Raw genomic sequence first — 25,361 nt, 5'->3', positions numbered from 1 at the left:
TCATAAAGTTGATTTTCTTTATTTGACCAACTAACAGCCAATGATCAAATTTTTTAGAAAGATTAGACAAAATTTACTCAAGGAGAACAGATTTAGTAAATATCTCATTTACGCTTTGGGAGAAATTGTACTGGTAGTTATTGGTATACTCATAGCTTTAAGTCTTAACAATAGAAATGAGCAACGGAAAAATCATGAGAATTTTTTACTGGAACTCGATATAGCTTTTAACCGTGCGCTTCTCCTCAGTGCACAAATTCCAAGTTTTATTAACAACGAAAACAGAGAAATCCTATGGATAGACAGTCTATTAGCCCATCCAGAATCGTTTAAACTAGAAGCTCTTCCAGTAATATTACATCGCTTAAATAGCTATAGCCTGCCATCGCTTGATGAGTTGATTCATCTTAAGATTAAAGATGAAGTTTATAACAAAAATGATTTAGAGCAACAACTTTTAATTAACGACATTAACCTATTTATTAATGGATTCTCATCAAATGAAAAGACTATTAATAAGTATTGGGGAAACGACAATGCCTTTGGAGATAAACTCACTGAATGGGGAATTCCAAGAATTACGGCTGCAGATTATACTATTGATGACATTGATATCTCCTATGAAAACCATAGCCCTTATACATCACACCATTATGATATCATCAAAGATAAATTAGATGATCAAGACTTCTATGATGCCTTAATTATGCTGCGCTCGTCAAAGCGTTCCCTAGTTGGATTGATAAATCAAATAAGTAATCGCATTACGGCGTTTCAAGAACGCCTTTCACAATATTATCCTGATGTTGGGTCAAAGGTGTTGTCGCTTGGTATTATTGGGTCCAGTTTACCTGAAGGATGGGAGCAATCAGTACCATTAAAATACGATGATGAATTAACACAATGGACTCGAACTCTAGAACTAAAGGAAGGAGAAGTTAAATTTAGAGCCAATAATAATTGGGTTAGAAATTGGGGCGGCAATGGTTTCCCTAAAGGTACTTTGACCAATTATGGTGCTAACATAACTGTTGAGCCTGGTGTATACCTGGTAAAGGTAGATCTAATTGAAAACACCTACAAATTTCAAAAACTGGAAGAATAGTTACTATTTGAATGATATATTGAGTATACCATTAAAACAATACTAACATTTTGTTGGTTATTTTAAAAAAACAGAATATGAAAAACATAGGAATTTTAACTGGAATTATTTGTTTAGTTGTTATAATTATTGGCTGCCGTCATACTTCAGACAATAATTTTCCTATTCAAAATCAGACGGCAACCTATGATATCTCTATTTCTACTTTAGAAGATGTATCCCTAAACGGTCATGCTATAAGTGAACTCATAGATAGTATTAAAACCGGTTTCTATCCTAATCGGCATTCTTTACTTATATATAAAGATGATAGGTTGGTTTTAGAGGAGTATTTTTCAGGTCAAGATGCAAACTGGGGAACCGATATTGGTATTATTCAACATAATGATTCTACTCTTCATGATATGAGAAGTGTCTCAAAAAGCATTGTTTCTGCTTGTATTGGGATTGCCATTGCTCAAGGAAAAATTAAAAGTGTAAATCAACCAATATTTGATTTTTTCGAGGATTACATGCAATTTAACAATCACGGAAGAGAAGCTTTAACTATTAGGCATCTACTAACAATGACTACAGGGTTAGAATGGAATGAAGAAATACCTTATGACAACCCAGAAAACAGTGAAATTCAAATGATTAATAGCGGAGATGGAATTGGATTTGTATTAAGTAGAAAATTAGTAGCTAAACCAGGAACTGTTTGGAAATATAATGGTGGAACTACCGAGTTACTTGCAGAAATAATTCATAGAGTATATGGTAAAAATGTGCATGAATTTGCTAAAGAGTTTCTTTTTGAACCTATTGGAATTGAGCAGTCTGAATGGACAATATCACCAGCAACAAATTCTCCAGCAGCGGCTTCTGGATTAAGGTTAACATCTAGAGGTATGTTGAAATTTGGAATATTATATCACAATGAAGGTAAATGGGGAAAAGATCAAATTATACCAAAAGAATGGGTTCAAGAGTCTTTAAAATCTAATATTGATTTACCTTTTGGTGGTTATGGGTTTCAGTTTTGGATTTTCAATTTTGATCTTAATGGCAGTCAATTTAAGATACCAGCAGCAGTCGGAAATGGCGATCAAAGAATCTATTTAGACAAAAAAAATAATTTGATAGTGGTGACAACTTCTGGAAATTATAATAAATGGGACATTGAGAATAATGCAAGTGCTGTTCTTAATAAAATATATAAATCTTTTAATTTAGAATAGTAAAATAATTATAACGATTTCAACACCGTATAAATTAATTGAAGTAAAACCTTACTCACAAAAGTTGTTTAAATATTATCCCTTTAATCTCAATCCATTCTTCTTTTGTAATACCATAGCAACAGGTATTGCGTTTAAAACCGTCCAGCATCAACACGTTTTTGCGTAATATACCTTCCAGAACACCACCAATGCTTTCCACAGCTTTTCTGGAGACAGTATTGCGCTCATCTACTCTAAATTCTACTTTGTCAAACTTCATCTCTTCAAAGGCATATTGCAGCATCAGAAATTTCATGTTCTTGTTCAGTCCTGTACCTTGAAACTCTCTGCCAATCCATGTAGAACCAATCTCCAGCACACGGTTTTTCCAGTGTATGTTCATATATCGTGTACTACCAGCATAGGCTTGCTTTTCTTTATCGTAAATAATAAAAGGAATGGCTGTTTTATGGTAGTAGTCGTCTACAGCCATTTGTGCATAGTTCTTTAAAGATTCAGGCGTCATAATATCTGTTGGAGAATATTGCACCAATTTGTCCTGTTGCCCAATGGGTATAATGTGTTTGTAATTGCTTAAATCCAAAAGTGAAAGCTTAACACGATTGTTGGTTAGAGTTGGTGCATTCATGAGCCAAGCTTATTAATAAAATTAGTGTTTACTGCATGTTTGCCTTCAAAAGATATAATTTTGGCAGTCTCACCATAAAGTATATTCACTTTATGTTTCTCAAGTAGTAATCTTTCATCATTAATATATTCGTCCTGATTGCCAAAAACAAAATAGACTTTTGCTTTTAAAAATTTAAAATCGTTTGCCGTCAATTCATTAGGAATACCACCAGACATAATGACTAAATGTGAACATTGCAATTGTCGTTTTGCTACATACCTTAAGGCTACTGAAACACCTTGGGAGTAACCCAAAACAATCAGATTTACGTTTTTTGGTATCTGTTCAGCCTCAAAAACAGCATCAAAGTTTCGCATCACATTTTCAATTTCTGTAACTGTATTTTCTTTGGTGAGCCAACTGGCACCAACGTGTTTATAGTTTGTACCTAAATAATGTTTGCTACTTGCCTGTGGAGCGATAATGTAATTTTCAGCTGGATTTAAATCTTTAAAATATTTCAAAAAATAGCGACTTAAATAATCAATACCATGGCAGACAAACCATACATTTTTCGTTTTTGCTGTAAGTACATTAAGCGTAGAATAGGTGTTTGTGATATTGTATGAAATTTCTTTTTCGGTGGAATTCATTTTTATACTTTTACATAATAAAGCTTAAAAGTAAAATAATATATGCAATTATCTAAACAGGAATTTATTGCTCAAGCCAATGCGATAACCAAAGGAACTTTAATGGAAGCTCTGGAAATAGAATTTACGGATTATGGTGACGATTTTGTGACGGCAAAAATGCCTGTAACACCAAAAGTGCATCAGCCAGATGGAGTGTTGCATGGTGGAGCTACAGTAGCTTTGGCAGAAAGTGTAGGTAGTTTTGCATCTCATGTGTTTTCAAATTTGGATGAAGTATTTGTTAGAGGTATTGAGATTTCTGCAAACCATATAAAAAGTGTTCGGGATGGTTATGTGTATGCAAAGGCAACTTTTATTCACAGAGGACGAACAACACAATTGTTGGAAGTCAAAGTCACTGATGATGACGATAATTTAATTTCGTTATGTAAGCTCACAACCATTTCGCTTCCAAAAAAGAAATAATGACTTCAGAAGATTTTTTTGAAAACTTAAAACATCAATTTGATAACGAATTGCCTTTTGTAGTTTACAGAAAACCTAATGAAAGTGAAGTAAAATGTTTGCTGCAACAGGATGCTGCTTTACACACAACAAAAGAATTTACTGAATCTGGTTTTGTTTTTGCACCATTTGATACCAAAGAAGAAGTTGTTTTAATTCCGTTTAAAAATTCAATAAAATATGGTATTGTAATGTCGAGTGCAGTCGAGACATTACATAATCAAAAGAGTCTAAATCAAGTTAAGAATAACATTGAAAAACAACATCATTTAAACCTTGTAGACAAAGCGATTAAAGCAACGCAATCTGGACATTTGCTTAAGGTGATTGCTTCAAGAGTTGAAACTGTAACACTTAAAGATAGCAACGTAATAGGCACGTTCAAACGTTTGTTGAATACGTATTCAACTGCATTTGTGTATTGTTGGTATCATCCAAAAGTTGGGCTTTGGTTAGGTGCCAGTCCAGAGACTTTATTAAGAGTAGAAGGTAATCAATTTACAACCATGGCATTAGCAGGAACGCTAAAGGATGAAGGCACTCTTGACGTTGAATGGGGAAATAAAGAAAAGGACGAGCACCAATTGGTTGTGGACTTTATTGTTGACAAACTTCACCTGTTTTCAGATCGGATTAAAACATTTAAAACAGAAACGGTTAGAGCAGGAAATATACTCCACCTTAAAACTAAAATAACAGGTATTTTTAAAAATAATATTCACCAAATTATAACCGTTTTACATCCAACTCCAGCAGTTTGTGGTCAACCCAAAGAATTGGCCAAGCAATTCATTTTAGAAAATGAAAATTATAATAGAGAATATTATACTGGATTTTTAGGCGAATTAAACCTGAAACAAAAAATGTCGCGAAATTCAAACAGAAAAAATGTTGAGAATAATGCTTACATTTCTATTAAGAATGTTTCAGATTTATTTGTAAACTTAAGATGCATGCAAATAAAAAATAATCAAGCATTAATTTATGTTGGCGGTGGAATTACAAAAGACTCTGTGGCTCTAGACGAATGGGATGAGACCGTATTAAAGACCCTAGTGATGAAAAAGGTACTGCAATAATTTTTTATCGTATGGCTATTTATTATTTTTACTTCAGATTTTAGGTCTTACATGCAACATCCAAAAATTCCATTGGCACAAACTGTCATACAGCTTTGTAAAGTAAAAAACATTCAAAATATTGTTATTTCTCCAGGTAGTAGAAGCGCACCTTTAACCATAGGTTTTACTAATCACAATTATTTTAATTGCTATAGTATTGTTGATGAACGCTGTGCTGCTTTTTTCGCATTGGGTATGGCACAAAAAGTACAACAACCAGTAGCGTTGGTATGTACTTCTGGAAGTGCATTACTTAATTATTATCCGGCTATAGCGGAAGCATATTATAGCGATATTCCTTTGGTGGTATTATCGGCAGATAGGTCTGAATATTTAATTGGAATAGGAGATGGTCAAACTATAAACCAACCTAATGTTTATAAGAATCATATTTTGTATTCTGCTAGTTTAAGACAAAATTTAGAGAATATTCCAAAAAATACAAATGATAATGAACCAGCAATTATTAAAAACATTGAAAATAAATTAGAAAGGTTTTTAGGAATTAGACAGGAAATAAAGGAAGAAAATGAAGAAGAGATCAATATGGCATTAAATATGGCTATATATAAGAAAGGTCCTGTACATATCAATATTCCGTTCGAAGAGCCACTTTATGAGGTGACTGAAAAGCTTTATGAAATGCCAAAACCTGTTGAAGTTGAATCAAAACTAAAAAAAATGGATTCTGTTGATCTAGAAGCCTGTTTAGATGACTGGAATGACGCCTCAAAAAAAATGGTCTTGGTTGGTGTTCTTCCTCCAAATAGTGTTGAACAAAAATGGATTGAGGAGCTGGCTAACGATAATAGTGTTATTGTATTTACTGAAACCACTTCCAATTTCCATCATAAAGAGTTTTTTCCAAGCATCGATAAGGTAATCGCGCCTTTAAGCAATGGTGAATTCAAGCAATTACAACCTGATATTTTATTGACTTTTGGTGGTTTGATCGTGTCGAAAAAAATAAAAGCCTTTCTTCGAAATTACAAACCTAAACAACATTGGCATGTTGATAGCAAAAAAGCAAATGATACATTTTTTTGTTTAGAAAAGCATATTGAAATTACACCAAATCAGTTCTTTTCAGAATTCTTACCAGAGCTTACACATGTTAAAAAAAGTAATTACAAACCTTACTGGATACAGGTAAAGCAGCATAGGCAAGAAAAGCACCTAAAGTATCTGGATGAAATTCAATTCAGTGATTTTAAAGTCTTTAATGCTGTTTTAAAAGCGATTCCTAAAAACACCTCACTTCAGGTTGGAAATAGTTCTGCCATAAGATATACGCAACTTTTTAACTTAAAAAAGACTATTGATGTGTATTGCAATCGAGGCACTAGTGGTATTGATGGATGCACAAGTACAGCCATTGGTTTTGCTACAAAAAACACAAAGCAAACAGTTTTTATTACGGGTGATTTAAGTTTTTTTTATGACAGTAATGCATTGTGGAATAATTATATACCAAAGAATTTTAGAATTATTTTAATTAATAATGGTGGTGGTGGTATTTTTAGAATATTACCTGGTAATAAAGACAGTGATAATTTTGACATGTATTTTGAAACCAAGCATAACCTTACTGCGAAGCAATTATCAGAAATGTATGATTTTGAGTATTCTTCAGCAGAAAATGAATCAGATTTACAAAAACAATTAGATGTTTTTTTTGATAAGTCTAAAAGGCCTCAACTATTAGAGATATTTACACCAAGAACTGTAAATGATGAAGTGTTACTTACATATTTCGACTACATTAAATAATGGTTAAAGTGACTTTTGTATTTTTAATGTGTCTCAAAAAATATATAATTTTAGTATCAAATAAATAAAAAATTGAAAAATGAATAAACGAGTTGAATTAATTGAAAAATATGCAGCAGATTTAAAAGACAAATTTGATGTTACTGTAGACATGGATTTATTAACCAAAGTAACCATTGGTTTAGGACCATCTATTTACAATGCAGATTCTGAAACTGTTTCTGGTTCTGACGAATCTGAATTGGCAACAGTAAAAAACAATTTCTTGATCAAAAAATTGGGATTAGAAGATAGTTCAGAATTAGATAGTGCTATAACTTCTGTCATGGATAGATATGGTAAATCTAATCGAAATAAATATCGCGCAGTTGTTTATTATTTATTAGTGAAACATTTTAATAAAGAATCAACTTACTAGTTGAATCTTTTAAAATTATAGTTTAGGCGTTGCTTTAATTGCAACGCTTTTTTTATTTCTACAAAGTAATATCACTACATTTGCAGCATGATAAACATTGGCGAATATAATACTCTTACCATATTACGTAGTACAGATCCTGGGTTGTTTTTAGGTGATGGCGAAAACAATGAGGTTTTGCTTCCAAACAGATATGTACCTAAAGAATTTAATATTTGGGATAAGCTTGAAGTTTTTGTGTATTTAGACAATGAAGAACGTTTGGTTGCTGTAACGGATAAGCCATATATTATGAAAGGAGATTTTGCTTTATTGCGTTGTAACGCCATTACAAAGCATGGTGCTTTTTTAGATTGGGGAATGGTTAAAGAATTGTTTTGCCCATTCAAAGAACAGGCTTTCAAAATGAAAAAAGGAGGTTGGTATTTAGTGCATTGTTATCTTGATGAGATTACCAATAGGTTGGTGGCTTCTAGTAAAACAAATAGGTTTTTAAGTAATAAAGAACTCACAGTTAAGCAATTTGATGAAGTGGATATTATTATATCACATCCTTCAGATATCGGTATGAATGTTATTGTAAACAAAAAGCATTTGGGTCTAATATATAATGACAATATTTTTGGAGATTTGTCAATTGGAGACCATTTAAAAGGTATTGTTAAGAAAATTAGACCTGGTAATAAATTGGATATTTCATTGGGTCAAATAGGATATCGAAATATTGAGCCTAATGCTGAAAAAATCATGCAAGAACTACAAGATAATGGTGGGTTTTTTAATCTTACAGATAAGTCTAATCCAGATGAAATAAAAGCGGTATTAGAAATGAGTAAAAAAAGCTTTAAGAAAGCTGTTGGCTCACTTTATAAGCAAAAGTTAATTGTCATTAAAGAAGATGGTATCTATTTAGTTTAGTTGAAATTTTGATTTCATATCATACTTAGACTGTGTTTATTTAAAATAATTTATTTTTGGTAAAAATATTATAAATGAGTAGTGTAAACTGGGAAATAGTAAAAGAATACGAAGACATAACCTATAAGAAAAGTAATGGGGTTGCTAGAATTGCATTCAATAGACCCAATGTTCGCAATGCGTTTAGACCAAAAACAACGAGTGAACTTTATGATGCATTTTCTGATGCCAATGAAGATATGAATATTGGTGTGGTTTTACTTTCCGCAGAAGGTCCTTCAACAAAAGATGGTGTTTGGAGTTTTTGTAGTGGTGGAGACCAAAAGGCTCGAGGTCATCAAGGCTATGTTGGAGATGATGGTTATCACAGATTAAATATTCTACAAGTACAAAGATTGATTCGTTTTATGCCAAAAGCAGTTATTGCTGTAGTACCAGGTTGGGCAGTTGGTGGTGGTCATAGTTTACATGTAGTTTGCGACCTTACTTTGGCAAGTAAAGAACACGCTATTTTTAAGCAGACAGATGCGGATGTTACGAGTTTTGATGGTGGTTATGGTTCTGCCTATTTAGCTAAAATGGTTGGGCAGAAAAAGGCTAGAGAAATCTTTTTTCTGGGTAGAAACTATTCAGCTCAAGATGCTTATGAAATGGGAATGGTCAATGCAGTCATCCCTCATGAAAATTTAGAACAAACGGCGTATGATTGGGCACAAGAGATTTTAGCAAAATCGCCTATTTCTATAAAAATGCTAAAGTTTGCCATGAACCTTACAGACGATGGCATGGTTGGGCAACAAGTTTTTGCAGGCGAAGCAACTCGATTGGCTTATATGACAGATGAGGCTAAAGAAGGACGTAATGCATTTCTTGAAAAGCGTAAACCCAATTTTGATAAAAAGTGGATTCCCTAAAACAACATTTGAATGAGTAATTTTTCTTTATGGATTTCGGCAATGCGTTTACGTACCTTACCATTGTCGGTTTCTGGAATTATAGTTGGGTCTTGTCTTGCAGAATACAATGGTTTTTTTGATTGGGTCATTTTTATTTTTGCAATTCTAACCACCTTAAGCTTACAGATATTATCAAATCTTGCTAACGATTATGGCGATGGTGTCAAGGGAACAGATAACCAAAATAGAATTGGTCCAGAGCGTGCTGTACAAAGTGGAAGAATATCTCCTAGCTCTATGTACAATGCGATTAAAGTCAATATTTTAATTTCTATTGGGCTAGCATTTTTTCTTATTTTCTTTGCGTTTAATATCAATCATTTTACTTACTCTATCATATTTTTCTCTTTAGGTTTCATTTGTATATTGGCAGCTATTAAATATACTATGGGAAGAAAAGCGTATGGATATCGTGGGCTTGGAGATCTTTTTGTATTTGTTTTTTTTGGACTGGTTAGCGTTATTGGTTGTTATTTTTTATACTCTAGACAAATAGACCATGTTGTGTTTTTGCCAGCTTTTTCCGTTGGATTGTTAAGTACTGCAGTTTTAAATCTTAATAATATGCGAGATATTGAATCTGATAAGGCTTCGAATAAAAACACTATTCCTGTGAAATTAGGAAGATCCAAAGCAAAAACATATCACTTCTTTTTGGTAGCTACTGCAATTGCATTGTCTGCAATTTTTGGAATATTGTATTACACTTCGGTATTCAATTTAATTTTTATGCTGGCATATATTCCATTAATAAAGCATTTAAAGACCGTTTATAATAACGAAAATCCCAGAGACCTGGATGCAGAATTAAAAAAGCTGGCACTAGCCACGTTATTACTTTCAGTTTTATTAGGTGTCGGTCAGTTGATTTAAACGTTTTAGTTTACTTATTTTTTTGTAATTTCAAGAGCAAATAAATTTGTTTAAAAATGAAAATTACATATTACGGACACGCTTCATTAGGTATAGAAGTTAATGGCGTTCATATTCTTGTAGACCCATTTATTACGGCTAATACAAAAGCTTCTCACATCGATTTAGATACAATAAAGGCCGATTATATATTGTTAACTCATGCTCATCAAGATCATATTTTGGATGTTGAAGCCATTGCAAAACGCACCAATGCTGTTATCGTTTCTAATTATGAAATAGCTTCTCATTTTGGTAATAAGGGTTTTGAATATCACCCAATGAATCATGGTGGTCAATGGGATTTTGAATTTGGAAATTTAAAGTATGTAAACGCTATTCATACATCTTCATTTCCTGATGGAAATTATGGAGGACAACCAGGAGGTTTTGTCATAGAAGGAGAACATAAAAATATATATATAGCCGGTGACACTGCTTTAACAATGGATATGAAGTTAATACCAATGCAAACCAAATTAGATTTAGCTATTTTACCCATTGGAGATAATTTTACAATGGGCATTGAAGACGCCATCATTGCTAGCGATTTTGTAGAATGTGACAAAATATTGGGTTATCATTACGACACTTTTGGTTACATAGAGATAAATCATGAAGAAGCCAAGCGTAAGTTTTTTGATAAAGATAAAGACCTTATGCTTTTAGAGATTGGAGAGAGTTTGGAATTGTAAATTAATTCATAATATTTATAAAAATGAAAACGAAAGTTCTAACCATCGTATGCATAACCCTATTGGGTTTTATGTCTTGTAATGATGCTAGTATAGAACTGGCACAACAAAACAAAGAAATAGTAACCAAGGCTTTTGAGGTTGTTGGTAATGGTGATTATGATAAATTTGATTTGTACATTGCTAAAAACTACGTTAGGCATAGTCAAGCGACACCAGATTTAGTAGTCAATTCGTTAGACGATTTTAAAGCGTTTATACGTCAGGACAGACAGGTAATTCCCGACCAACATCTCGAAATAAAGAAATTGGTTGCTGAAGGTGACTTGGTAGCGTTTTACGCAGTTTATAAAGGCACACAAACCGGACAAATGGGACCGTTTCCACCTTCAAATAAATTTGCTGAACTTGATTTTTCTGGGGTTCACCGAATGGAAAACGGGAAGATTGTAGAGACCTGGATTACTTGGGATAATTTAACTATATTAAAACAGTTGGGACATTTTCCGCCAGCGCAAGAATAATGAAGTTATTTTTTATTCAACCATTCTCGTCTTAAATCATCGCTAATCTTTTTAGTTCACCGTTTCCGTCAATAAATGCTGTAGCTTGGTCTGCTTATTTAGTGTGGATCATTTTGCTTTAGTCATGGTGGATGAAAAATAACAGTATAAATCTCTAAAAAAGATTTAAATTAGGTTTCATTATTATTTATATTTTAATTAGATATTTATAAGACGTAATACATTGATAATAAATTAATTAAGCATAGTTATATTAACTAATATTTAACATTTATAATTTGGCATTTACCTTCATTTTTGGTATACTATAAGTAGAGAAAGCCGAAAATCTAATAGAGTAGGCGTAATTAAAAATATTATTAAAAATGAACAAGGAAGAACTAAAGAGAGAAATTAATAATACCATCGATGATATGTCATCAAAAATTGATCAGTTGAATACTAAAAAAGAATCTATAGCAGATGGTGCAAGAGATAAGTATGATGAGTCAATTAAAACTTTAGAATCAAAAAAAGAAGATTTAAAATCAAAATATCATAGTATTGAGAACTCTGCTGAAACAAAATGGGATGAAGTTAAATCATCTTTGAATTCAGCTAAATCCTCATTTAAAGAAGGCTTTAAGGAATTATCATCCGTTGTATAAAAATTATAATTTTAATCTAAACCCACCATTGGTGGGTTTTTTTTAAGACTTAAAATGTTAGTAGAAAAACTCTTATTAACTTTCTTTCATCCTTTTATACCACTCTTTTCTCAAATCTTCAGAAATTTTTCCTGTACCGTCATGTTTCCAACCAGGTGGCTTCGTAATATATAACAATCTGTCTTTCAAAGATTTTTTACCAGAAAAAGCATCCTTAAACATATTATACCATTCAATGAAGGCAATCTTTACAGGGTTATAGGTACTAATGTTTTTCACCAAGCCATAGATCACTTTTTCCTCTTTCAGTTCTGGCTGGAATGTGCCAAATAACTTATCCCAAATTATCAAAATACCTGCATGGTTTCTATCTAAATACAAAGGATTACGACCATGATGTACGCGGTGGTGTGAAGGCGTATTCATAATAGCTTCAAACCATCTTGGCATTTTGCCAATTGCTTCAGTATGAATCCAGAACTGATACAATAAACTAATAGACATTTGTAACATGATCATAGCAGGATGGAAGCCTAATAGTGGTAGCCACAACCAAAAAATAAAAGAATAAAATCCTCCGGACCAAGTTTGTCTTAATGCTGTACTTAAATTATAATGTTGAGAGGAATGGTGTACTACATGTGATGCCCAAAATAGTCTACATTCATGTGAGATACGATGAAACCAATAGTAAGATAAATCATCAGCAAAGAACAATAGAACAAAACTCCACCAAGCTATTGGAATAGTGAAAATCCTGAAATTTTCATAAACCAATAATAATGCTCCCAAAACAATAGCTTTACTCAAAAAACCTAAAAACACATTACCCAATCCCATTGCAATTGAAGCAAATGCATCTTTGGGCTCATAACCTTTGGTTTCTTTAAACTTCTCTCTGGTAGTAACAAATAATTCTATCAACATAGCAATTATAAAAAATGGAATGGCCAGTACAATGATATTTGGAAAATCAGGCATTTAATGGGATATTAGCTTAACAAAATTAATTCTTTTTTTTCAAACCGATAAACATAGTTATATTGCCCACAATCATTAAAAAAACGAACAAGGAATGAGCTATTTAAAGAATACAAACGTATTTTTAGTTGGCCTTTTACTTATGTTAAGCACTCAAATTTTTTCTCAAAATGAAGAAAATACAGGAGCAAGAATTATTTATTTCTATTATCACAAATTCGAAGAAAGCAATTTTGGTATTCAGGGTGACGTGCAATACCAAGATTGGGAGATTTTTGGAGATTTTAATTTATTTTTAGTTCGTTCAGGATTAACTTATACTCCAAAATCTAAAAATATTAGATTTATTTTGGGCTATGCCTTTGCTGTGATTCAACCAGTTTGGTTAGACACGGAGAATTTTAATGAAAACCGTATCTATCAGGAGATTTTATTTCCTCACAGGTTAGGTAAGATTTTTCACATTGTACACAGATTTAGGTATGAACAGCGTTTTATTCAAAATCAAAATTTCAGAACGCGATTTGGGTACAATCTATTTATCCATGTGCCTTTAAACAAAGTCAAATTAGAAACAAATGCCCTTTATTTATCTATTTTTAATGAATTGTTTATTAATGGTGAAACAGATATAGGGAATGGCAGAACTGTAAAGCAATTTGATAGAAATAGAACCTTTCTAGGCTTTGGTTATGTATTAAATGATAATATTAAATTTCAATTTGGGTTGGTGAAAGAAAAAACAAGTCGCATAAAAAATGATTATTTGCAATTAGTAATGCAACATTCTTTTTAATTTGGAACATGTTATTTTTAGTATGACAGCAACGTATCATAAATATATTCTTAAATTCAAACAAGCTAGTGGCACTTCACGAGGTGTATTAAACATTAAAGAAACTTGGTTTATAATTTTAAAATATGGCAATAAAAAAGGAATTGGAGAGTGTGGACTTTTCAGAGGATTATCAGTTGATGACAAGCCAGAATATGAACAAAAACTGAAATGGGTCTGTGATAATATTCATTTAGGATTAATCGAATTGATCGATGAACTTGTGGAATTTCCAAGTATCCAATTTGGACTTGAAATGGCCTTTAAGTCTTTGGAAAATGATGATATGTTTGAACTGTTTTCTTCTGAATTTACCAGAGGAAATTCACCAATTCCAATTAATGGATTGATTTGGATGGGAAGCGAAGCCTTTATGAAACAACAAATCAAGGAGAAGATAGAAGCTGGTTTTAGTTGTATAAAAATGAAAATTGGTGCTATTGACTTTAAGACTGAATTCGATCTTTTAAAATCTATACGAAAAGAGTACTCGGGTAATGATATTGAATTGCGTGTTGATGCCAATGGTGCTTTCTCTCCTAAAGATGCATTAGACAAATTGAAGCAGCTATCAGAACTTGATTTACATTCTATTGAGCAACCAATAAAACAAGGCCAGCCACAGGAAATGGCTCTTTTATGTCAGAACTCGCCTTTATCAATTGCCTTGGACGAAGAATTAATTGGAGTATTTTCTGTAACAGAAAAACAAAAATTGCTACAAATTATAAATCCTCAATTCATCATTTTAAAACCAAGTTTAGTAGGTGGATTTCAAGGAAGTGATAAATGGATTGAATTTGCACAGCAAATGAATATTGGATGGTGGGTTACGAGTGCATTGGAAAGTAATGTTGGACTAAATGCCATTGCCCAGTTTACTTATACAAAGCATAGCAATATGTTTCAGGGTTTAGGTACAGGAGGTTTATTTACCAATAATTTCTCTTGTCCTTTAGAGGTAAAAAATGGTACATTGCAATACGAAGTTAAAAACAAATGGAAATTTAAATTATAGATATGTATATAGCACAAGCATTTAATGTTCTTCACGATTGGTGGCGATATTTGGTTGGTTTAATTATAGTGATAATTGGTGTAGTAATTGGCCAAATTCCTTTTACAATAGCAGTTTTTTATAAAGCCTTTCAAAACGGTGAAAAATTACAAGATTTGGATGAGTCTAAAATGTTAAGTCTATTAGAGCCTAATCTTAATTTATTTTTAATGTTATTATCTTTTGCTGTAGGTTTGGTTGCAGTATTATTTGTTGCAAAATTTTTGCATAATCAATCTATCAAGCATTTAACTACTTCAAGACCAAAAATAGACTGGAATCGCTTTTGGTTTGTTTTTATATTTTGGGGTGCGTTATCTAGTGGACTGGTACTTTTAGATTATATGTTATCTCCAGAAGATTATGTGCTTAATTTTAAACTAGTGCCTTTTTTAATACTCTTTATTATTGCTGTAATTCTAGTACCATTACAAACAAGTTTTGAAGAATATCTGTTTAGAGGCTATTTAATGCAAGGCATTGGTGTGCTAGTAAAAAACAAATGGGTTCCACTTATCATTACATCATTAATTTTTGGGTCTTTACACATTGCCAATCCAGAAGTTGAAAAGCTTGGTTATGGTATTATGGTCTACTATATTGGTACTGGACTATTTTTGGGAATAATGACCTTAATGGATGAAGGTCTAGAATTGGCATTAGGATTTCATGCTGCAAACAATTTGTTTACTGCATTGTTGGTTACAGCAGATTGGACAGCCTTTCAAACACATTCTGTATTCAAGGATTTATCAGACCCAACTTCTGCCGGATTTATAGATGTCTTTATGCCTGTGTTTGTGGTATTTCCTATTATTCTGTTTATCCTTTCAAAAAAGTATGGTTGGACCAATTGGAAAGATAAATTATTTGGAAGAGTAGAGGCACCACCTGTTGATGATTACAAAATATTAGAAGATACTGGCAGCCAAGAATAGTTGCCAGTATCTTTAAGTTTATTCTGGGATAAATAAGATTGAAGCTTTATTAAAATCTGAAGCGGCATTAATCACATCTCTAAATTCTTCATATCTGTGTAAGTCATATTCATTAGATTTATAAAACTCCTGAATGGTAACAATAAGTTTATCTTTCTCAAGCTTGTAGCTGGATTCAAATTTACAGAGTTTTTCATCGGTTGCATTAGATTTGTAGCTTTTGTCAATATTCAAACTATTTAGGCCATCAACAGTGTAGCCTTTTGGTATATCAACTGTAATGGTATAATCATACTGATTTGGATAGGTCATTTCAATAGGATTTACGCGCTCTTTTTCTTGATACAATTCACTTTGCGTACCGATAACTTTCCCAATTTGAAATAAATAACTATCGCCCGCATCTTCAATAATAGATTCCGAGCTAATCGTACTTTCTACAATAAAAGGAATGTTATATTCCATCTGGTTCATTTCGCTGTTTTTAAGTTCATATCGTTCTATAACTTTATCTTCTATTCCAGATCCTGTTAGATAATCTTTAAACTCCATAATTCCTTGATCTGTAGATAAGTTTAATACAGCTCTATTTGTTACAGACCAATGACCTGTATATTCCTGATATTCCTTAATTGTAGCACTTTCAAAATCTTCTTTAAACGATATATCTAAATCTCTTTTTATTGCACTATAATTAGGATCTGATTGCACTATTTTACTAAAGTAATACCCAAGATCATCATCGATAAAAAGCCCATAGTTTCCTAGAATATTGAAAGGTGCTTCACCAACTCTGTATTCTATTCTATCTGGTGCAACATACTTGTCTTCATCTGGCAAGTAGATTAAAAAATCCTGTAGCATGTTAGGAATGAAGAAGTCTGGATCAAATTTATAAACAAACCTGTTAGCAGTTATGACCAGCTCACTTCTAATATTTAAACCTTTAAAATATTGAGCGTATACTTTTAATATCCCAAAATCGCTTGCAGACCTGTTTTTTAAAATATAATTAATATCAGACAATTCTTCATTATTGTTCTTGACCACTGTGAAGTTGGTTTTGATGAAATTATCCACAAGAACGATTTTTTCATAGTCTGTAAGATTTTCTTTTCCTGAAATGATTGTTTGTATATCTTCTTGCGCATTTGGATGTATTGTTTCAACAAATACTTTAGTTCCAATATTGTTAACTACATTTTCCCAAAACATGCGCTGATTCATATTTCTTCCTTTAGGAAAACATTGATAGACCACAGCAATTTTATTGGCATTTGGTGTCGCATAATCTTCTTCAATCATGGCAGGAATATTTTTTATATCCAATAGTTTAGAAGCTTTTCCGTTGGTAATTACAGTTTCAAATTGAGAATCTGTTCTGTAAGCTTTAACTTCAGATTGTAAGTCACCTGTAATATATAAGAATTGGGCATTTTTAATTTTATAATCACTCTGAAGGGTTTCACTACCAAAGTAGTCGGCATTTTTTTCAACTGTATATAATACCTCTATTTCGGAGTTTTTTTCTACACCTTCAATGGCGAAAATTTTAAAATCGCCGTATTCTTCAACATTATAAATTTCTTTAATGTTGTTTTTATCCAATAGCGTTATTTTTCCTTTATGGTTAATTGTTCTTGCTTTAATGTCGATAACATCTATAACCTCATACATTGGTATGTAAACTCTGTTGTGTTTACCAATTCCTTTTTCATCATTAACTCTAGTAATGGTGTGGTATGTTTCAAAGAGTCTTAAATCTGATCCGAATTCGGTTGAAGTATATTCTACAATATTCTTTTTTAAGATACCGACAGAATGTTCATTTTCTTCATCTGGAGTTATAGTATGTAGTTTTGGCTTTTCGTTCCAATTATATGACTTGTAATATTGAGAAAAGCAATTTGTGCTTATAAGAAGCAAGACGAATAGGGTTTTCTTAATCATGTGTTTGTTCTAGTATAATACTTTTTTTATAGGCTTTTATAAGACTTTTAATAAACTCATTCCAAGATTCAAAATCTTGTTTTTTCACACTCAATGTATTCACATAAATAGTTTTCTTTTGAATTATGACATTATCTTTTTGAGAGTAAGTTATTTCATAACCATAGTTTGGATTTTTATAAGATATGGTTTCTGGAATATAAGTTGCAGAAAAGCCTTCAGGTATGTTTAACGTGGTTATATAGTTTTTTGAATAAGTATGATCTATTTTCTTGTCGTACCTCTTTTGACCTATATCTATTTTGCTTTTTGATAGTACTTTATCAATATTCAAATTGATAAATAGTTTGTTAGCAACTTTTTTTGTGTAATTGTCTATCGATAAATCGTACGATAATTCTAAAGCTTTGCCTTTATTATCAAAGTTTACTTTGTTTATATTGTGGTAATTGGTTTTGTTATTCCCTAAAGTAAGAGTAGTGTTTAAGAATTCCTCTTCGGTTTTTGTATCCTTTTTATAGAGATAATCTGTTATAAAATCAATTTTTTCATAACCTGTGAGAAATCGTTTTTCTGAAACTTTTACCATATCATCTTCAATATTAATGATTGTTGATACATCCGTAACACTTTGTTCTGGTTTTTGTACAGGAACTGTTATCAATTTATAGGTGTCTTTGTCAATACCCAAAAGTGCTTCTTTTGTTTGTATGAATGCACTAGGCATGCCAAAAGGAACGTAACTATCTGTAGCATCCAAAAAGATAGTTTGCCCGTCTATTATTGCTGTGGTAATCATGTGGTTGTCCACCATTGGAGTTGGTACTTGAGAATACGTATATGGGCGGTCTCTTGTTCCAATCCATGTTCTATAGGCTTCAATACCAGCATGATTTAGCATTTCGTACAGTAAATTAGCCATATCTTTACAATCGCCATAACGTTTTGTGCAGACGCTTGCAGCTCCTCTAGGAATGAAGCCACCTAAACCATCCTCAAAAGCCACATAGTTAATATTATCTTGTACCCAATTGAAAATAGCTTCTGCTTTTTCTCTTTTCGTTGTGAGTGATTTTGTAACATCATCAGTTATTTTGTATACTTTTTCTAACTCTTTGAGATCTATTTTGTCAACTAGCGAAGCGTACCATTTGTATAAGTCTTTGACATCATTTAAAATACTGAATTGTTCACCATTATACTCATAACCTTTAATATAAACTATAATATGTGGAACATAAAAAAGCCCAGATTCTGAATCATCTTCAGGCTGATAACCTTTTGTGTTATTAGCTGTCCAAGTGTAAGTCGTAATGTCTGTTAAGGTTTCTTTTTTGAAATCAACTTTAAGTTCTTCTGTATGAAAATCTATATAACCAATTGATACATTATTTGGAAATTCAATGGATAATTGTGCATTTTTTGTTGGAACAAAAGTCGAAAAACGAAATAAACCCAAAAAATGAGGATCTTTAATAACTTCTTTATAAGTTAAATTTGTTATAGCACCTTTAGTTACCGCTGGAAACGTAAAAATTTTGGACTCTTGATCACTATAAAAAACACCATTATCAAAATCTCGTTTCGTTTCTATATAATCTACTTTTATACTTTTATTGCTTTCAGGTAAATAGGTATAAGCATTAATATCCTCAATAGTTGTGAAGCTGTCAAAACCCATTGATTCATTTGCAAAATATAACTTCTTGGCGTTCAAATATTCAGCTTGTTCTGAAATGTGTTTGGTAATGTCAAAATTATGTTCGGTTAATCCAATTTTAATATGTTCATGACGTTTTAAATAGATATAGTCTTCATTTGAAAAATCTTGAGTATAACCCAGAAAATGGAACAAAATAAATACAGCAAAGAGGTTTTTCATCTTTTCTATCAAATTTTTATTGGCAAATTAAATGATATCGTTATAAACTTGGTAGTATTTTAACACTAGTTTATTAGTTCATTGAATTTGGTCTTGAGGTCAAATATATTGATATTTCTTATTAATTATTAGAGTAATACCTTTAAAATATTTTAGATTTGTACATCTAATATCATACCAAAGATGACTCCAACTTTCGATAAAATACATTTAAGGTTTAAGCTGAATGGAATTAACTATAATCATGAGGAGCTTAAGGAAGTTGCTTATAGTCTGGTTAAGGAAGGAGTACCTTATGAGAAAATTATAGGTGATTTTTTATTGGATTGGTTGGACGATAATGATTACTTAATTATTAAAACATCTGGTTCCACTGGTTTTCCAAAGCCTATTAAGGTGAGCAAACAGGCCATGGTAAATTCCTCAATTTCTACGGCAGATTTTTTTGAGTTTGAGCCAGGAAATACTGCACTACATTGTTTGCCTACCAAATATGTAGCCGGAAAGATGATGCTTGTAAGAGCTATGATTTTAGGGCTTGAATTAGATATGGTAGAACCATCTTCTAGTCCTGTATTTGATTATGAAAAGCATTATGATTTTGGTGCAATGGTACCATTTCAGCTGGAAAATTCACTGAAATATTGCGACAAGATAAAGACTATAATTATAGGTGGAGCTCCGGCATCATTTCACCTGATTAATAAAGTACAGAATTCCAAAGCTAATGTCTACGAAACTTTTGGTATGACAGAAACAGTATCTCATATTGCCGTTAGAAAACTTAATAACTTTAAACGAGGACAATCATTCTCTAATTCTTATTTCAGGACGTTGCCAAGTATAGAAATTTCACAAGACAAACGCGGATGCTTGATTATCAATGCACCTCAAATATCAAACGAACAAATTGTCACGAATGATATTGTGCAATTGCACTCAGACAAAGAATTTGAATGGCTAGGACGTATTGATAATGTGATAAATTCTGGTGGAATCAAGATTTTCCCTGAATCTGTTGAAAAGAAGATTGAAGATAAATTGACAAGTAGATTCTTTGTTGCTTCCAAAGACCATAAAAAGTTTGGAGAAAAAGTTATATTGGTTATCGAAGGAGAAGAAATGGAAATCTCAACCAATTATTTTGAGAATTTGGATGAGTACGAAACACCAAAGGAAATTTATTTTTTACCAAAATTTTCAGAAACTGTTAACGGAAAAATTCAACGCCAACAAACACTTAAATTACTCAAATAAGGTGTTTACTAACTAAAAAGTATCCATCACTCATTTCTGGTTTCATGAATAAAGGATTAGATCTAGTTTATATCAACTGAAATCAATTACTTGGAGCCAGCTTCCACATTTATATTCCTTTTGCTTTTAGCGATTGGTTTTGCAGGAGAAAAATATTAAAATGCAATCTGTTTTAATTGAAGTTCTAATTGCTTTTATAACTGAAAATTATGGTATACAGGAACCAGATGTTCAATACAATCTCACGTTCTTTATGCAAGTTGTTAGAAACGGTATTTCTACAGATGACAAGGTGGTTTTAGGCAAGCCTTTAAATTACTATCTAAAAAATTAAATAGGGTTGATACAGTCTCTATTATTACTTATAATGTATTAAATGGCATTGCTTTAGATCAGAGATCACCCAAAGAACTAAAACCTATTTTTATTGCTGCATTTTAAAATAATAATCTAAAGATCGTTTGCCAGAACCGTAAAACATAAAAAATACACAAACCAAAAATGTAATGACTGCCAAAATAAGATTGGTAGCATCCATTTCGCCAGCAAAATTTATAACAATCGCACCAATTAGAATAGGCAGTTGAGCAATAATTGCCCAACGCGTAAGTAATCCGAAAGCAATTAATAGACCTCCTACAAAATGAGCAGGAGCAACATAATGAACTACTATCATACCACCAGCCATGTTTTGGATAGGTTTAAACAAATCCATTAAAATTTGACTATCAGACATAAAAGAAATGCCTTTTATAAATAAAAAAACACCCAGTGCAATGCGCAGTAAGTCAAGAGGTAAATAAGTATGCTTATTTGCCCACTTGTTCAATGATTTAATACGTCCCATGATTTTAATGTTGAATTACAACCATAAGATACTTAAAATTGATGAGAAATAAAATTATACCTGAATAACACCTAGGTTAAATTTTTTTTCAATAGGAGCATGATTAGCAGCTTCAATACCCATACTAATCCATTTACGTGTGTCTATTGGGTCTATAATAGCATCCGTCCATAAACGAGCAGCTCCATAGTATGGTGATGCTTGTTTATCGTATCTGTCTTTTATTTTGTTATAAAGTTCTTCTTCTTTTTTTGGTGTTATTTTTTCACCTTGTTTTTCTAATGAAGCTTTTTCAATTTGTAGTAATACTTTGGCTGCAGAGTTGCCACTCATTACTGCAAGTTCTGCGCTAGGCCAAGCGACTATTAATCTTGGGTCATAGGCTTTTCCACACATAGCATAATTTCCAGCTCCATAACTATTTCCAACAATTATGGTGAATTTAGGAACAACACTATTTGAAACAGCATTGACCATTTTAGCTCCATCCTTAATAATGCCTCCATGTTCACTTTTGCTTCCAACCATAAAACCAGTAACATCTTGCAGAAATACTAAAGGGATTTTCTTTTGATTGCAATTAGCAATAAAACGAGTAGCTTTATCCGCACTATCGTTATAAATGACACCTCCAAATTGCATTTCACCCTTTTTTGTTTTCACTAAAGTACGCTGATTGGCAACTATACCAACAGCCCAACCATCTATTCTTGCATAAGCTGTTATGATAGTTTTTCCGTAGCCTGCTTTGTATTCGTCAAATTCAGAATTATCAACTATTCGTTTGATAACCTCATACATATCGTATTGGTCAGATCGTGCATGTGGGATAATTCCGTAAATATCTTCGGGATTAGCTTCAGGCTCAACAGATTTAATTCTATGATAACCTGCTTTTTCAAAATCTCCTATCTTACCAACTATATTTTTGATGGTGTCTAAAGCATCTTTATCATCTTTGGCTTTATAATCTGTTACTCCAGAAATTTCGCAATGTGTAGTGGCGCCACCAAGAGTTTCGTTATCTATACTCTCACCAATAGCCGCTTTTACAAGATAACTTCCTGCTAAAAATATGCTTCCAGTTTTATCAACTATCAATGCTTCATCACTCATAATAGGTAAGTAGGCACCACCAGCAACGCAACTTCCCATAATCGCTGAAATTTGTGTAATTCCCATACTACTCATTACAGCATTATTTCTAAAAATACGTCCGAAATGTTCTTTATCTGGAAAGATTTCATCCTGCATAGGTAGGTAAACACCAGCACTATCAACCAAATAAATAATAGGAAGTTTGTTTTCTATTGCAATCTCTTGAGCTCTTAAGTTCTTTTTGGCAGTAATAGGAAACCAAGCTCCAGCTTTTACCGTAGCGTCATTAGCTACTACTATACATTGCTTTCCTTTTACATACCCAATTTTAACAACAACGCCTCCAGAAGGACAACCACCATGTTCTTTGTACATGTTTTCACCTGCAAATGCACCAATTTCAACATGCTCTGATTTATCATCCAATAAATAATCAATACGTTCTCTCGCCGTCATTTTACCTTTAGCATGATGTTTCTCAATCCTGCTTTTTCCACCGCCAAGTTTAACTGTTGTTAGTTTTTGTCTTAAGTCTGATACGAGTAATTTATTATGATCTTCGTTTTTATTGAAGTTAATGTCCATTCTTTAATTTCGTTTGATGCTAAAATACAAAAGTTTAAATTTAAATAAGTCAACTATGCTAATGTTTTGTTAATTATTTTACATGGAACTATATTCCTTGGAATATAATTATATATGTCATATATTTGTAATAGAAATTTAATATACAATATGAAAAATATAATAGCCTTTGCAGGTAGCAACAGTAAACAATCCATAAATAAGCAATTAGTAGCTTACACATCGACGTTAGTTGATAATGTTAAAGCAACAGTTTTAGACCTTAATGATTTTGATATGCCTTTGTTTGGAGTTGATTTAGAAGAACAAATGGGCCAACCAGAGACTGCGTATAAGTTTCTAGAATATATTAAATCTTCTGATGGAATTATAGTTTCTTTAGCAGAACATAATGGCGCATACAGTTCAGCCTTCAAAAATTTATTTGATTGGATGTCTCGTATTGATAGTAAAATCTTTGCGGGAAAGCCAATGTTGTTAATGGCAACTTCTCCAGGAGCTAGAGGAGGAGCTTCAGTTTTGGCAATTGCAAAAGATAGATTCCCACGGCATGAAGCTAATATTGTTGCAGAGTTTTCTTTACCAAGCTTTAATGATAATTTCTCTGATGGAAAAATATCAAATCCAGAATTAAATGATGAATTACTAAATGAAGTGAATAAGTTTAAAATCGCTTTATAAAAATGGGTGATATTTCAAAAGATATTAATTCAAAATTTCCAAATAATAGAATAAAAGCTTTATTAAATATTATTTATACGGCAAATTGGATTAATAGCAAGCAAAGTATGTTTTTTAGGCCATTTGGAATTTCACCACAACAATACAATATTTTACGAATTTTAAAAGGAGCAAATCAGCCATTAAAAGTTCAAACCATTAAAGAGCGCATGTTAGAGCGTTCACCAAATGCAACTAGATTAATGGACAAATTGTGTTCAAAAAATTTGATTGAGCGCTTAAATTGTGAGACAGATAGGCGTATCGTTCACATACAAATTACTAACAAAGGAAAACAGTTACTCAATAAAATTTCAAAAGATTTTAATGAAGATTTAATAAAAAATCTTACTGAAAGTGATGCGAAACAATTGAGTGATTTATTAGATAAAATGAGATAATTAAAATTAAGAAAGGAAATTAAAAATGAAAACTGTAGTGCATAAAGCAGAGAGTAGAGGATTTGCAAACCACGGCTGGTTACAAGCAAATCATTCGTTTAGTTTTGCAAATTATTATAATCCAGAAAAAGTACAATTCGGTGCTTTAAGAGTTTTAAATGATGATATTATTGCACCCAAAATGGGTTTTGGTACACATCCGCATAACAATATGGAGATTATAACAATTCCATTGAAAGGTGTGTTAAAACATCGGGATAATATGCATGTTGAATGGCAACCCGTATTACCAGGAGAAGTTCAAATAATGTCAGCAGGCACCGGTGTACAACATTCTGAAATTAATGGTTCGGTTGATGAACATTTGAGTCTATTTCAAATATGGATAATACCAAATAAAGAAAATGTGAAGCCACGTTATGATCAAAAATCTTTTGATGTTTCGGAGCGAAAAAATAAGTTGCAAACATTAGTAACCTCCATTGATGAAGATTTTGATGGGAGCTTAAAAATTCATCAGGATGCTGTTTTGTCAAGAATAGATTTAGACAAAGACAAAAGTTTTACCTATAATATGAAGAGCAAAAATCATGGCGTTTATGTAATGAATATTCATGGAGAAATTGAAATTGATGGAAACTCATTGCATACGCGTGATGCTATTGGAATTACTGAAACAGAGAGCTTTACTATAAAAGCTTCAGATAGTTCAGAAATTCTGTTTATTGAAGTACCAATGATTTAAGTGGTT

The 25,361-nt window shown here is 32.1% G+C and carries 27 protein-coding genes; 20 read left to right on the top strand and 7 right to left on the bottom strand.

Going from position 1 to position 25,361, the window contains the following annotated elements; translation table 11 throughout:
- Positions 1 to 40 precede the first annotated feature (40 nt).
- Both AAFP94_RS08730 and AAFP94_RS08725 read left to right on the top strand, forming a co-directional pair.
- A complete protein-coding gene (locus AAFP94_RS08730) occupies positions 41 to 1,105 on the top strand; it encodes a DUF6090 family protein (RefSeq protein WP_316662204.1) in 1,065 nt (354 codons plus the stop codon).
- Between the two features lie 77 nt (positions 1,106 to 1,182).
- Entirely contained in the window at positions 1,183 to 2,325 is a 1,143-nt protein-coding gene (locus AAFP94_RS08725) for a serine hydrolase domain-containing protein (RefSeq protein WP_316662203.1), read from the top strand.
- Between the two features lie 55 nt (positions 2,326 to 2,380).
- Here the strand turns inward: AAFP94_RS08725 and AAFP94_RS08720 are convergent, their stop codons facing one another.
- Both AAFP94_RS08720 and AAFP94_RS08715 read right to left on the bottom strand, forming a co-directional pair.
- A complete protein-coding gene (locus AAFP94_RS08720; protein ID WP_316662201.1) occupies positions 2,381 to 2,956 on the bottom strand; it encodes a GNAT family N-acetyltransferase in 576 nt (191 codons plus the stop codon).
- On the bottom strand, positions 2,953 to 3,591 hold the full coding sequence (locus tag AAFP94_RS08715) for an alpha/beta hydrolase (RefSeq protein ID WP_316662199.1): 639 nt from the start codon (positions 3,589 to 3,591) through the stop codon (positions 2,953 to 2,955). The genes AAFP94_RS08720 and AAFP94_RS08715 overlap by 4 nt, the downstream gene beginning before the upstream one ends.
- 42 nt (positions 3,592 to 3,633) lie before the next feature.
- Between AAFP94_RS08715 and AAFP94_RS08710 the strand changes: the two genes are divergently transcribed.
- The 10 genes from AAFP94_RS08710 (at position 3,634) to AAFP94_RS08665 (ending at position 12,059) form a co-directional block, all read left to right on the top strand.
- Positions 3,634 to 4,059: a PaaI family thioesterase gene (locus AAFP94_RS08710; RefSeq protein ID WP_316662197.1), complete on the top strand. Its 426-nt coding sequence runs from the start codon at positions 3,634 to 3,636 to the stop codon at positions 4,057 to 4,059.
- Complete coding sequence (locus tag AAFP94_RS08705; RefSeq protein WP_316662196.1) at positions 4,059 to 5,177, top strand: chorismate-binding protein; 1,119 nt, start codon at positions 4,059 to 4,061, stop codon at positions 5,175 to 5,177. The genes AAFP94_RS08710 and AAFP94_RS08705 overlap by 1 nt, the downstream gene beginning before the upstream one ends.
- A 51-nt stretch (positions 5,178 to 5,228) precedes the next feature.
- Positions 5,229 to 6,989, top strand: a complete 1,761-nt coding sequence (gene menD, locus AAFP94_RS08700) for a 2-succinyl-5-enolpyruvyl-6-hydroxy-3-cyclohexene-1-carboxylic-acid synthase (RefSeq protein WP_316662195.1) — start codon at positions 5,229 to 5,231, stop codon at positions 6,987 to 6,989.
- Between the two features lie 79 nt (positions 6,990 to 7,068).
- Positions 7,069 to 7,407 carry a DUF2853 family protein gene (locus AAFP94_RS08695; RefSeq protein WP_316662194.1) on the top strand — a complete coding sequence of 113 codons (339 nt, stop codon included), beginning with the start codon at positions 7,069 to 7,071 and terminating at the stop codon, positions 7,405 to 7,407.
- An 87-nt stretch (positions 7,408 to 7,494) separates the two neighbouring features.
- A complete protein-coding gene (locus AAFP94_RS08690; protein ID WP_316662193.1) occupies positions 7,495 to 8,325 on the top strand; it encodes a CvfB family protein in 831 nt (276 codons plus the stop codon).
- Between the two features lie 74 nt (positions 8,326 to 8,399).
- A complete protein-coding gene (locus AAFP94_RS08685; protein ID WP_316662191.1) occupies positions 8,400 to 9,239 on the top strand; it encodes a 1,4-dihydroxy-2-naphthoyl-CoA synthase in 840 nt (279 codons plus the stop codon).
- Between the two features lie 12 nt (positions 9,240 to 9,251).
- Entirely contained in the window at positions 9,252 to 10,154 is a 903-nt protein-coding gene (locus AAFP94_RS08680; protein WP_316662189.1) for a 1,4-dihydroxy-2-naphthoate polyprenyltransferase, read from the top strand.
- A gap of 56 nt (positions 10,155 to 10,210) precedes the next feature.
- Entirely contained in the window at positions 10,211 to 10,888 is a 678-nt protein-coding gene (locus tag AAFP94_RS08675; protein WP_316662187.1) for a metal-dependent hydrolase, read from the top strand.
- Between the two features lie 23 nt (positions 10,889 to 10,911).
- Positions 10,912 to 11,412 carry an ester cyclase gene (locus tag AAFP94_RS08670; RefSeq protein WP_316662185.1) on the top strand — a complete coding sequence of 167 codons (501 nt, stop codon included), beginning with the start codon at positions 10,912 to 10,914 and terminating at the stop codon, positions 11,410 to 11,412.
- A 365-nt stretch (positions 11,413 to 11,777) separates the two neighbouring features.
- Positions 11,778 to 12,059 carry a sll1863 family stress response protein gene (locus AAFP94_RS08665; RefSeq protein ID WP_316662183.1) on the top strand — a complete coding sequence of 94 codons (282 nt, stop codon included), beginning with the start codon at positions 11,778 to 11,780 and terminating at the stop codon, positions 12,057 to 12,059.
- A 75-nt stretch (positions 12,060 to 12,134) separates the two neighbouring features.
- Here AAFP94_RS08665 and AAFP94_RS08660 read toward each other — a convergent pair whose 3' ends face one another.
- Positions 12,135 to 13,040, bottom strand: a complete 906-nt coding sequence (locus AAFP94_RS08660; protein WP_316662182.1) for a sterol desaturase family protein — start codon at positions 13,038 to 13,040, stop codon at positions 12,135 to 12,137.
- Between the two features lie 94 nt (positions 13,041 to 13,134).
- Between AAFP94_RS08660 and AAFP94_RS08655 the strand changes: the two genes are divergently transcribed.
- From AAFP94_RS08655 to AAFP94_RS08645, 3 genes are read left to right on the top strand one after another with little or no spacing between them, the layout of a single operon-like run.
- The gene (locus AAFP94_RS08655; protein ID WP_316662181.1) at positions 13,135 to 13,836 is read left to right on the top strand and encodes a DUF2490 domain-containing protein; all 702 of its coding nucleotides are present in this window, start codon (positions 13,135 to 13,137) and stop codon (positions 13,834 to 13,836) included.
- Between the two features lie 22 nt (positions 13,837 to 13,858).
- On the top strand, positions 13,859 to 14,893 hold the full coding sequence (locus AAFP94_RS08650; protein WP_316662179.1) for an o-succinylbenzoate synthase: 1,035 nt from the start codon (positions 13,859 to 13,861) through the stop codon (positions 14,891 to 14,893).
- A gap of 2 nt (positions 14,894 to 14,895) precedes the next feature.
- A complete protein-coding gene (locus tag AAFP94_RS08645) occupies positions 14,896 to 15,870 on the top strand; it encodes a CPBP family intramembrane glutamic endopeptidase (RefSeq protein WP_316662178.1) in 975 nt (324 codons plus the stop codon).
- An 18-nt stretch (positions 15,871 to 15,888) separates the two neighbouring features.
- On the opposite strand, the gene AAFP94_RS08640 is transcribed toward AAFP94_RS08645, so the two are convergent.
- The gene (locus AAFP94_RS08640) at positions 15,889 to 17,820 is read right to left on the bottom strand and encodes a DUF3857 domain-containing protein (RefSeq protein ID WP_316662177.1); all 1,932 of its coding nucleotides are present in this window, start codon (positions 17,818 to 17,820) and stop codon (positions 15,889 to 15,891) included.
- Positions 17,813 to 19,702: a DUF3857 domain-containing protein gene (locus AAFP94_RS08635; RefSeq protein ID WP_316662176.1), complete on the bottom strand. Its 1,890-nt coding sequence runs from the start codon at positions 19,700 to 19,702 to the stop codon at positions 17,813 to 17,815. Before AAFP94_RS08635 ends, AAFP94_RS08640 begins: the two co-directional genes overlap by 8 nt.
- A gap of 183 nt (positions 19,703 to 19,885) precedes the next feature.
- Between AAFP94_RS08635 and AAFP94_RS08630 the strand changes: the two genes are divergently transcribed.
- Together AAFP94_RS08630 and AAFP94_RS08625 are read left to right on the top strand one after the other, a co-directional pair.
- Positions 19,886 to 20,959: an AMP-binding protein gene (locus AAFP94_RS08630; RefSeq protein ID WP_316662175.1), complete on the top strand. Its 1,074-nt coding sequence runs from the start codon at positions 19,886 to 19,888 to the stop codon at positions 20,957 to 20,959.
- 160 nt (positions 20,960 to 21,119) lie between these two features.
- Entirely contained in the window at positions 21,120 to 21,293 is a 174-nt protein-coding gene (locus AAFP94_RS08625; RefSeq protein ID WP_316662174.1) for a hypothetical protein, read from the top strand.
- A gap of 90 nt (positions 21,294 to 21,383) precedes the next feature.
- Here AAFP94_RS08625 and AAFP94_RS08620 read toward each other — a convergent pair whose 3' ends face one another.
- Entirely contained in the window at positions 21,384 to 21,806 is a 423-nt protein-coding gene (locus AAFP94_RS08620) for a DoxX family protein (protein WP_316662173.1), read from the bottom strand.
- Positions 21,807 to 21,860: 54 nt separating this feature from the next.
- Complete coding sequence (locus AAFP94_RS08615) at positions 21,861 to 23,489, bottom strand: acyl-CoA carboxylase subunit beta (RefSeq protein WP_316662172.1); 1,629 nt, start codon at positions 23,487 to 23,489, stop codon at positions 21,861 to 21,863.
- A gap of 150 nt (positions 23,490 to 23,639) precedes the next feature.
- Here AAFP94_RS08615 and AAFP94_RS08610 point away from each other — a divergent pair, with 150 nt between their 5' ends.
- The 3 genes from AAFP94_RS08610 to AAFP94_RS08600 are packed head-to-tail and all read left to right on the top strand — an operon-like array spanning position 23,640 to position 25,355.
- A complete protein-coding gene (locus tag AAFP94_RS08610) occupies positions 23,640 to 24,170 on the top strand; it encodes an NADPH-dependent FMN reductase (RefSeq protein ID WP_316662171.1) in 531 nt (176 codons plus the stop codon).
- A gap of 2 nt (positions 24,171 to 24,172) precedes the next feature.
- On the top strand, positions 24,173 to 24,610 hold the full coding sequence (locus AAFP94_RS08605; protein WP_316662170.1) for a MarR family winged helix-turn-helix transcriptional regulator: 438 nt from the start codon (positions 24,173 to 24,175) through the stop codon (positions 24,608 to 24,610).
- Positions 24,611 to 24,635: 25 nt separating this feature from the next.
- On the top strand, positions 24,636 to 25,355 hold the full coding sequence (locus tag AAFP94_RS08600; RefSeq protein ID WP_316662169.1) for a pirin family protein: 720 nt from the start codon (positions 24,636 to 24,638) through the stop codon (positions 25,353 to 25,355).
- The last annotated feature ends 6 nt before the right edge of the window (positions 25,356 to 25,361 follow it).

Source organism: Gilvirhabdus luticola, assembly GCF_040117515.1.
GTDB lineage: Bacteria > Bacteroidota > Bacteroidia > Flavobacteriales > Flavobacteriaceae > Gilvirhabdus > Gilvirhabdus luticola.
Note: the sequence above shows the minus strand (reverse complement) of the source record. Positions and strands in the feature narration are given on the sequence as shown.

Coding starts and splice junctions, on each gene's coding strand:
- AAFP94_RS08730 (WP_316662204.1), top strand. CDS start 41: ATGATCAAATTTTTTAGAAAGATTAGACAAAATTTACTCAAGGAGAAC.
- AAFP94_RS08725 (WP_316662203.1), top strand. CDS start 1,183: ATGAAAAACATAGGAATTTTAACTGGAATTATTTGTTTAGTTGTTATA.
- AAFP94_RS08720 (WP_316662201.1), bottom strand. CDS start 2,956: ATGAATGCACCAACTCTAACCAACAATCGTGTTAAGCTTTCACTTTTG.
- AAFP94_RS08715 (WP_316662199.1), bottom strand. CDS start 3,591: ATGAATTCCACCGAAAAAGAAATTTCATACAATATCACAAACACCTAT.
- AAFP94_RS08710 (WP_316662197.1), top strand. CDS start 3,634: ATGCAATTATCTAAACAGGAATTTATTGCTCAAGCCAATGCGATAACC.
- AAFP94_RS08705 (WP_316662196.1), top strand. CDS start 4,059: ATGACTTCAGAAGATTTTTTTGAAAACTTAAAACATCAATTTGATAAC.
- menD (WP_316662195.1), top strand. CDS start 5,229: ATGCAACATCCAAAAATTCCATTGGCACAAACTGTCATACAGCTTTGT.
- AAFP94_RS08695 (WP_316662194.1), top strand. CDS start 7,069: ATGAATAAACGAGTTGAATTAATTGAAAAATATGCAGCAGATTTAAAA.
- AAFP94_RS08690 (WP_316662193.1), top strand. CDS start 7,495: ATGATAAACATTGGCGAATATAATACTCTTACCATATTACGTAGTACA.
- AAFP94_RS08685 (WP_316662191.1), top strand. CDS start 8,400: ATGAGTAGTGTAAACTGGGAAATAGTAAAAGAATACGAAGACATAACC.
- AAFP94_RS08680 (WP_316662189.1), top strand. CDS start 9,252: ATGAGTAATTTTTCTTTATGGATTTCGGCAATGCGTTTACGTACCTTA.
- AAFP94_RS08675 (WP_316662187.1), top strand. CDS start 10,211: ATGAAAATTACATATTACGGACACGCTTCATTAGGTATAGAAGTTAAT.
- AAFP94_RS08670 (WP_316662185.1), top strand. CDS start 10,912: ATGAAAACGAAAGTTCTAACCATCGTATGCATAACCCTATTGGGTTTT.
- AAFP94_RS08665 (WP_316662183.1), top strand. CDS start 11,778: ATGAACAAGGAAGAACTAAAGAGAGAAATTAATAATACCATCGATGAT.
- AAFP94_RS08660 (WP_316662182.1), bottom strand. CDS start 13,040: ATGCCTGATTTTCCAAATATCATTGTACTGGCCATTCCATTTTTTATA.
- AAFP94_RS08655 (WP_316662181.1), top strand. CDS start 13,135: ATGAGCTATTTAAAGAATACAAACGTATTTTTAGTTGGCCTTTTACTT.
- AAFP94_RS08650 (WP_316662179.1), top strand. CDS start 13,859: ATGACAGCAACGTATCATAAATATATTCTTAAATTCAAACAAGCTAGT.
- AAFP94_RS08645 (WP_316662178.1), top strand. CDS start 14,896: ATGTATATAGCACAAGCATTTAATGTTCTTCACGATTGGTGGCGATAT.
- AAFP94_RS08640 (WP_316662177.1), bottom strand. CDS start 17,820: ATGATTAAGAAAACCCTATTCGTCTTGCTTCTTATAAGCACAAATTGC.
- AAFP94_RS08635 (WP_316662176.1), bottom strand. CDS start 19,702: ATGAAAAACCTCTTTGCTGTATTTATTTTGTTCCATTTTCTGGGTTAT.
- AAFP94_RS08630 (WP_316662175.1), top strand. CDS start 19,886: ATGACTCCAACTTTCGATAAAATACATTTAAGGTTTAAGCTGAATGGA.
- AAFP94_RS08625 (WP_316662174.1), top strand. CDS start 21,120: ATGCAATCTGTTTTAATTGAAGTTCTAATTGCTTTTATAACTGAAAAT.
- AAFP94_RS08620 (WP_316662173.1), bottom strand. CDS start 21,806: ATGGGACGTATTAAATCATTGAACAAGTGGGCAAATAAGCATACTTAT.
- AAFP94_RS08615 (WP_316662172.1), bottom strand. CDS start 23,489: ATGGACATTAACTTCAATAAAAACGAAGATCATAATAAATTACTCGTA.
- AAFP94_RS08610 (WP_316662171.1), top strand. CDS start 23,640: ATGAAAAATATAATAGCCTTTGCAGGTAGCAACAGTAAACAATCCATA.
- AAFP94_RS08605 (WP_316662170.1), top strand. CDS start 24,173: ATGGGTGATATTTCAAAAGATATTAATTCAAAATTTCCAAATAATAGA.
- AAFP94_RS08600 (WP_316662169.1), top strand. CDS start 24,636: ATGAAAACTGTAGTGCATAAAGCAGAGAGTAGAGGATTTGCAAACCAC.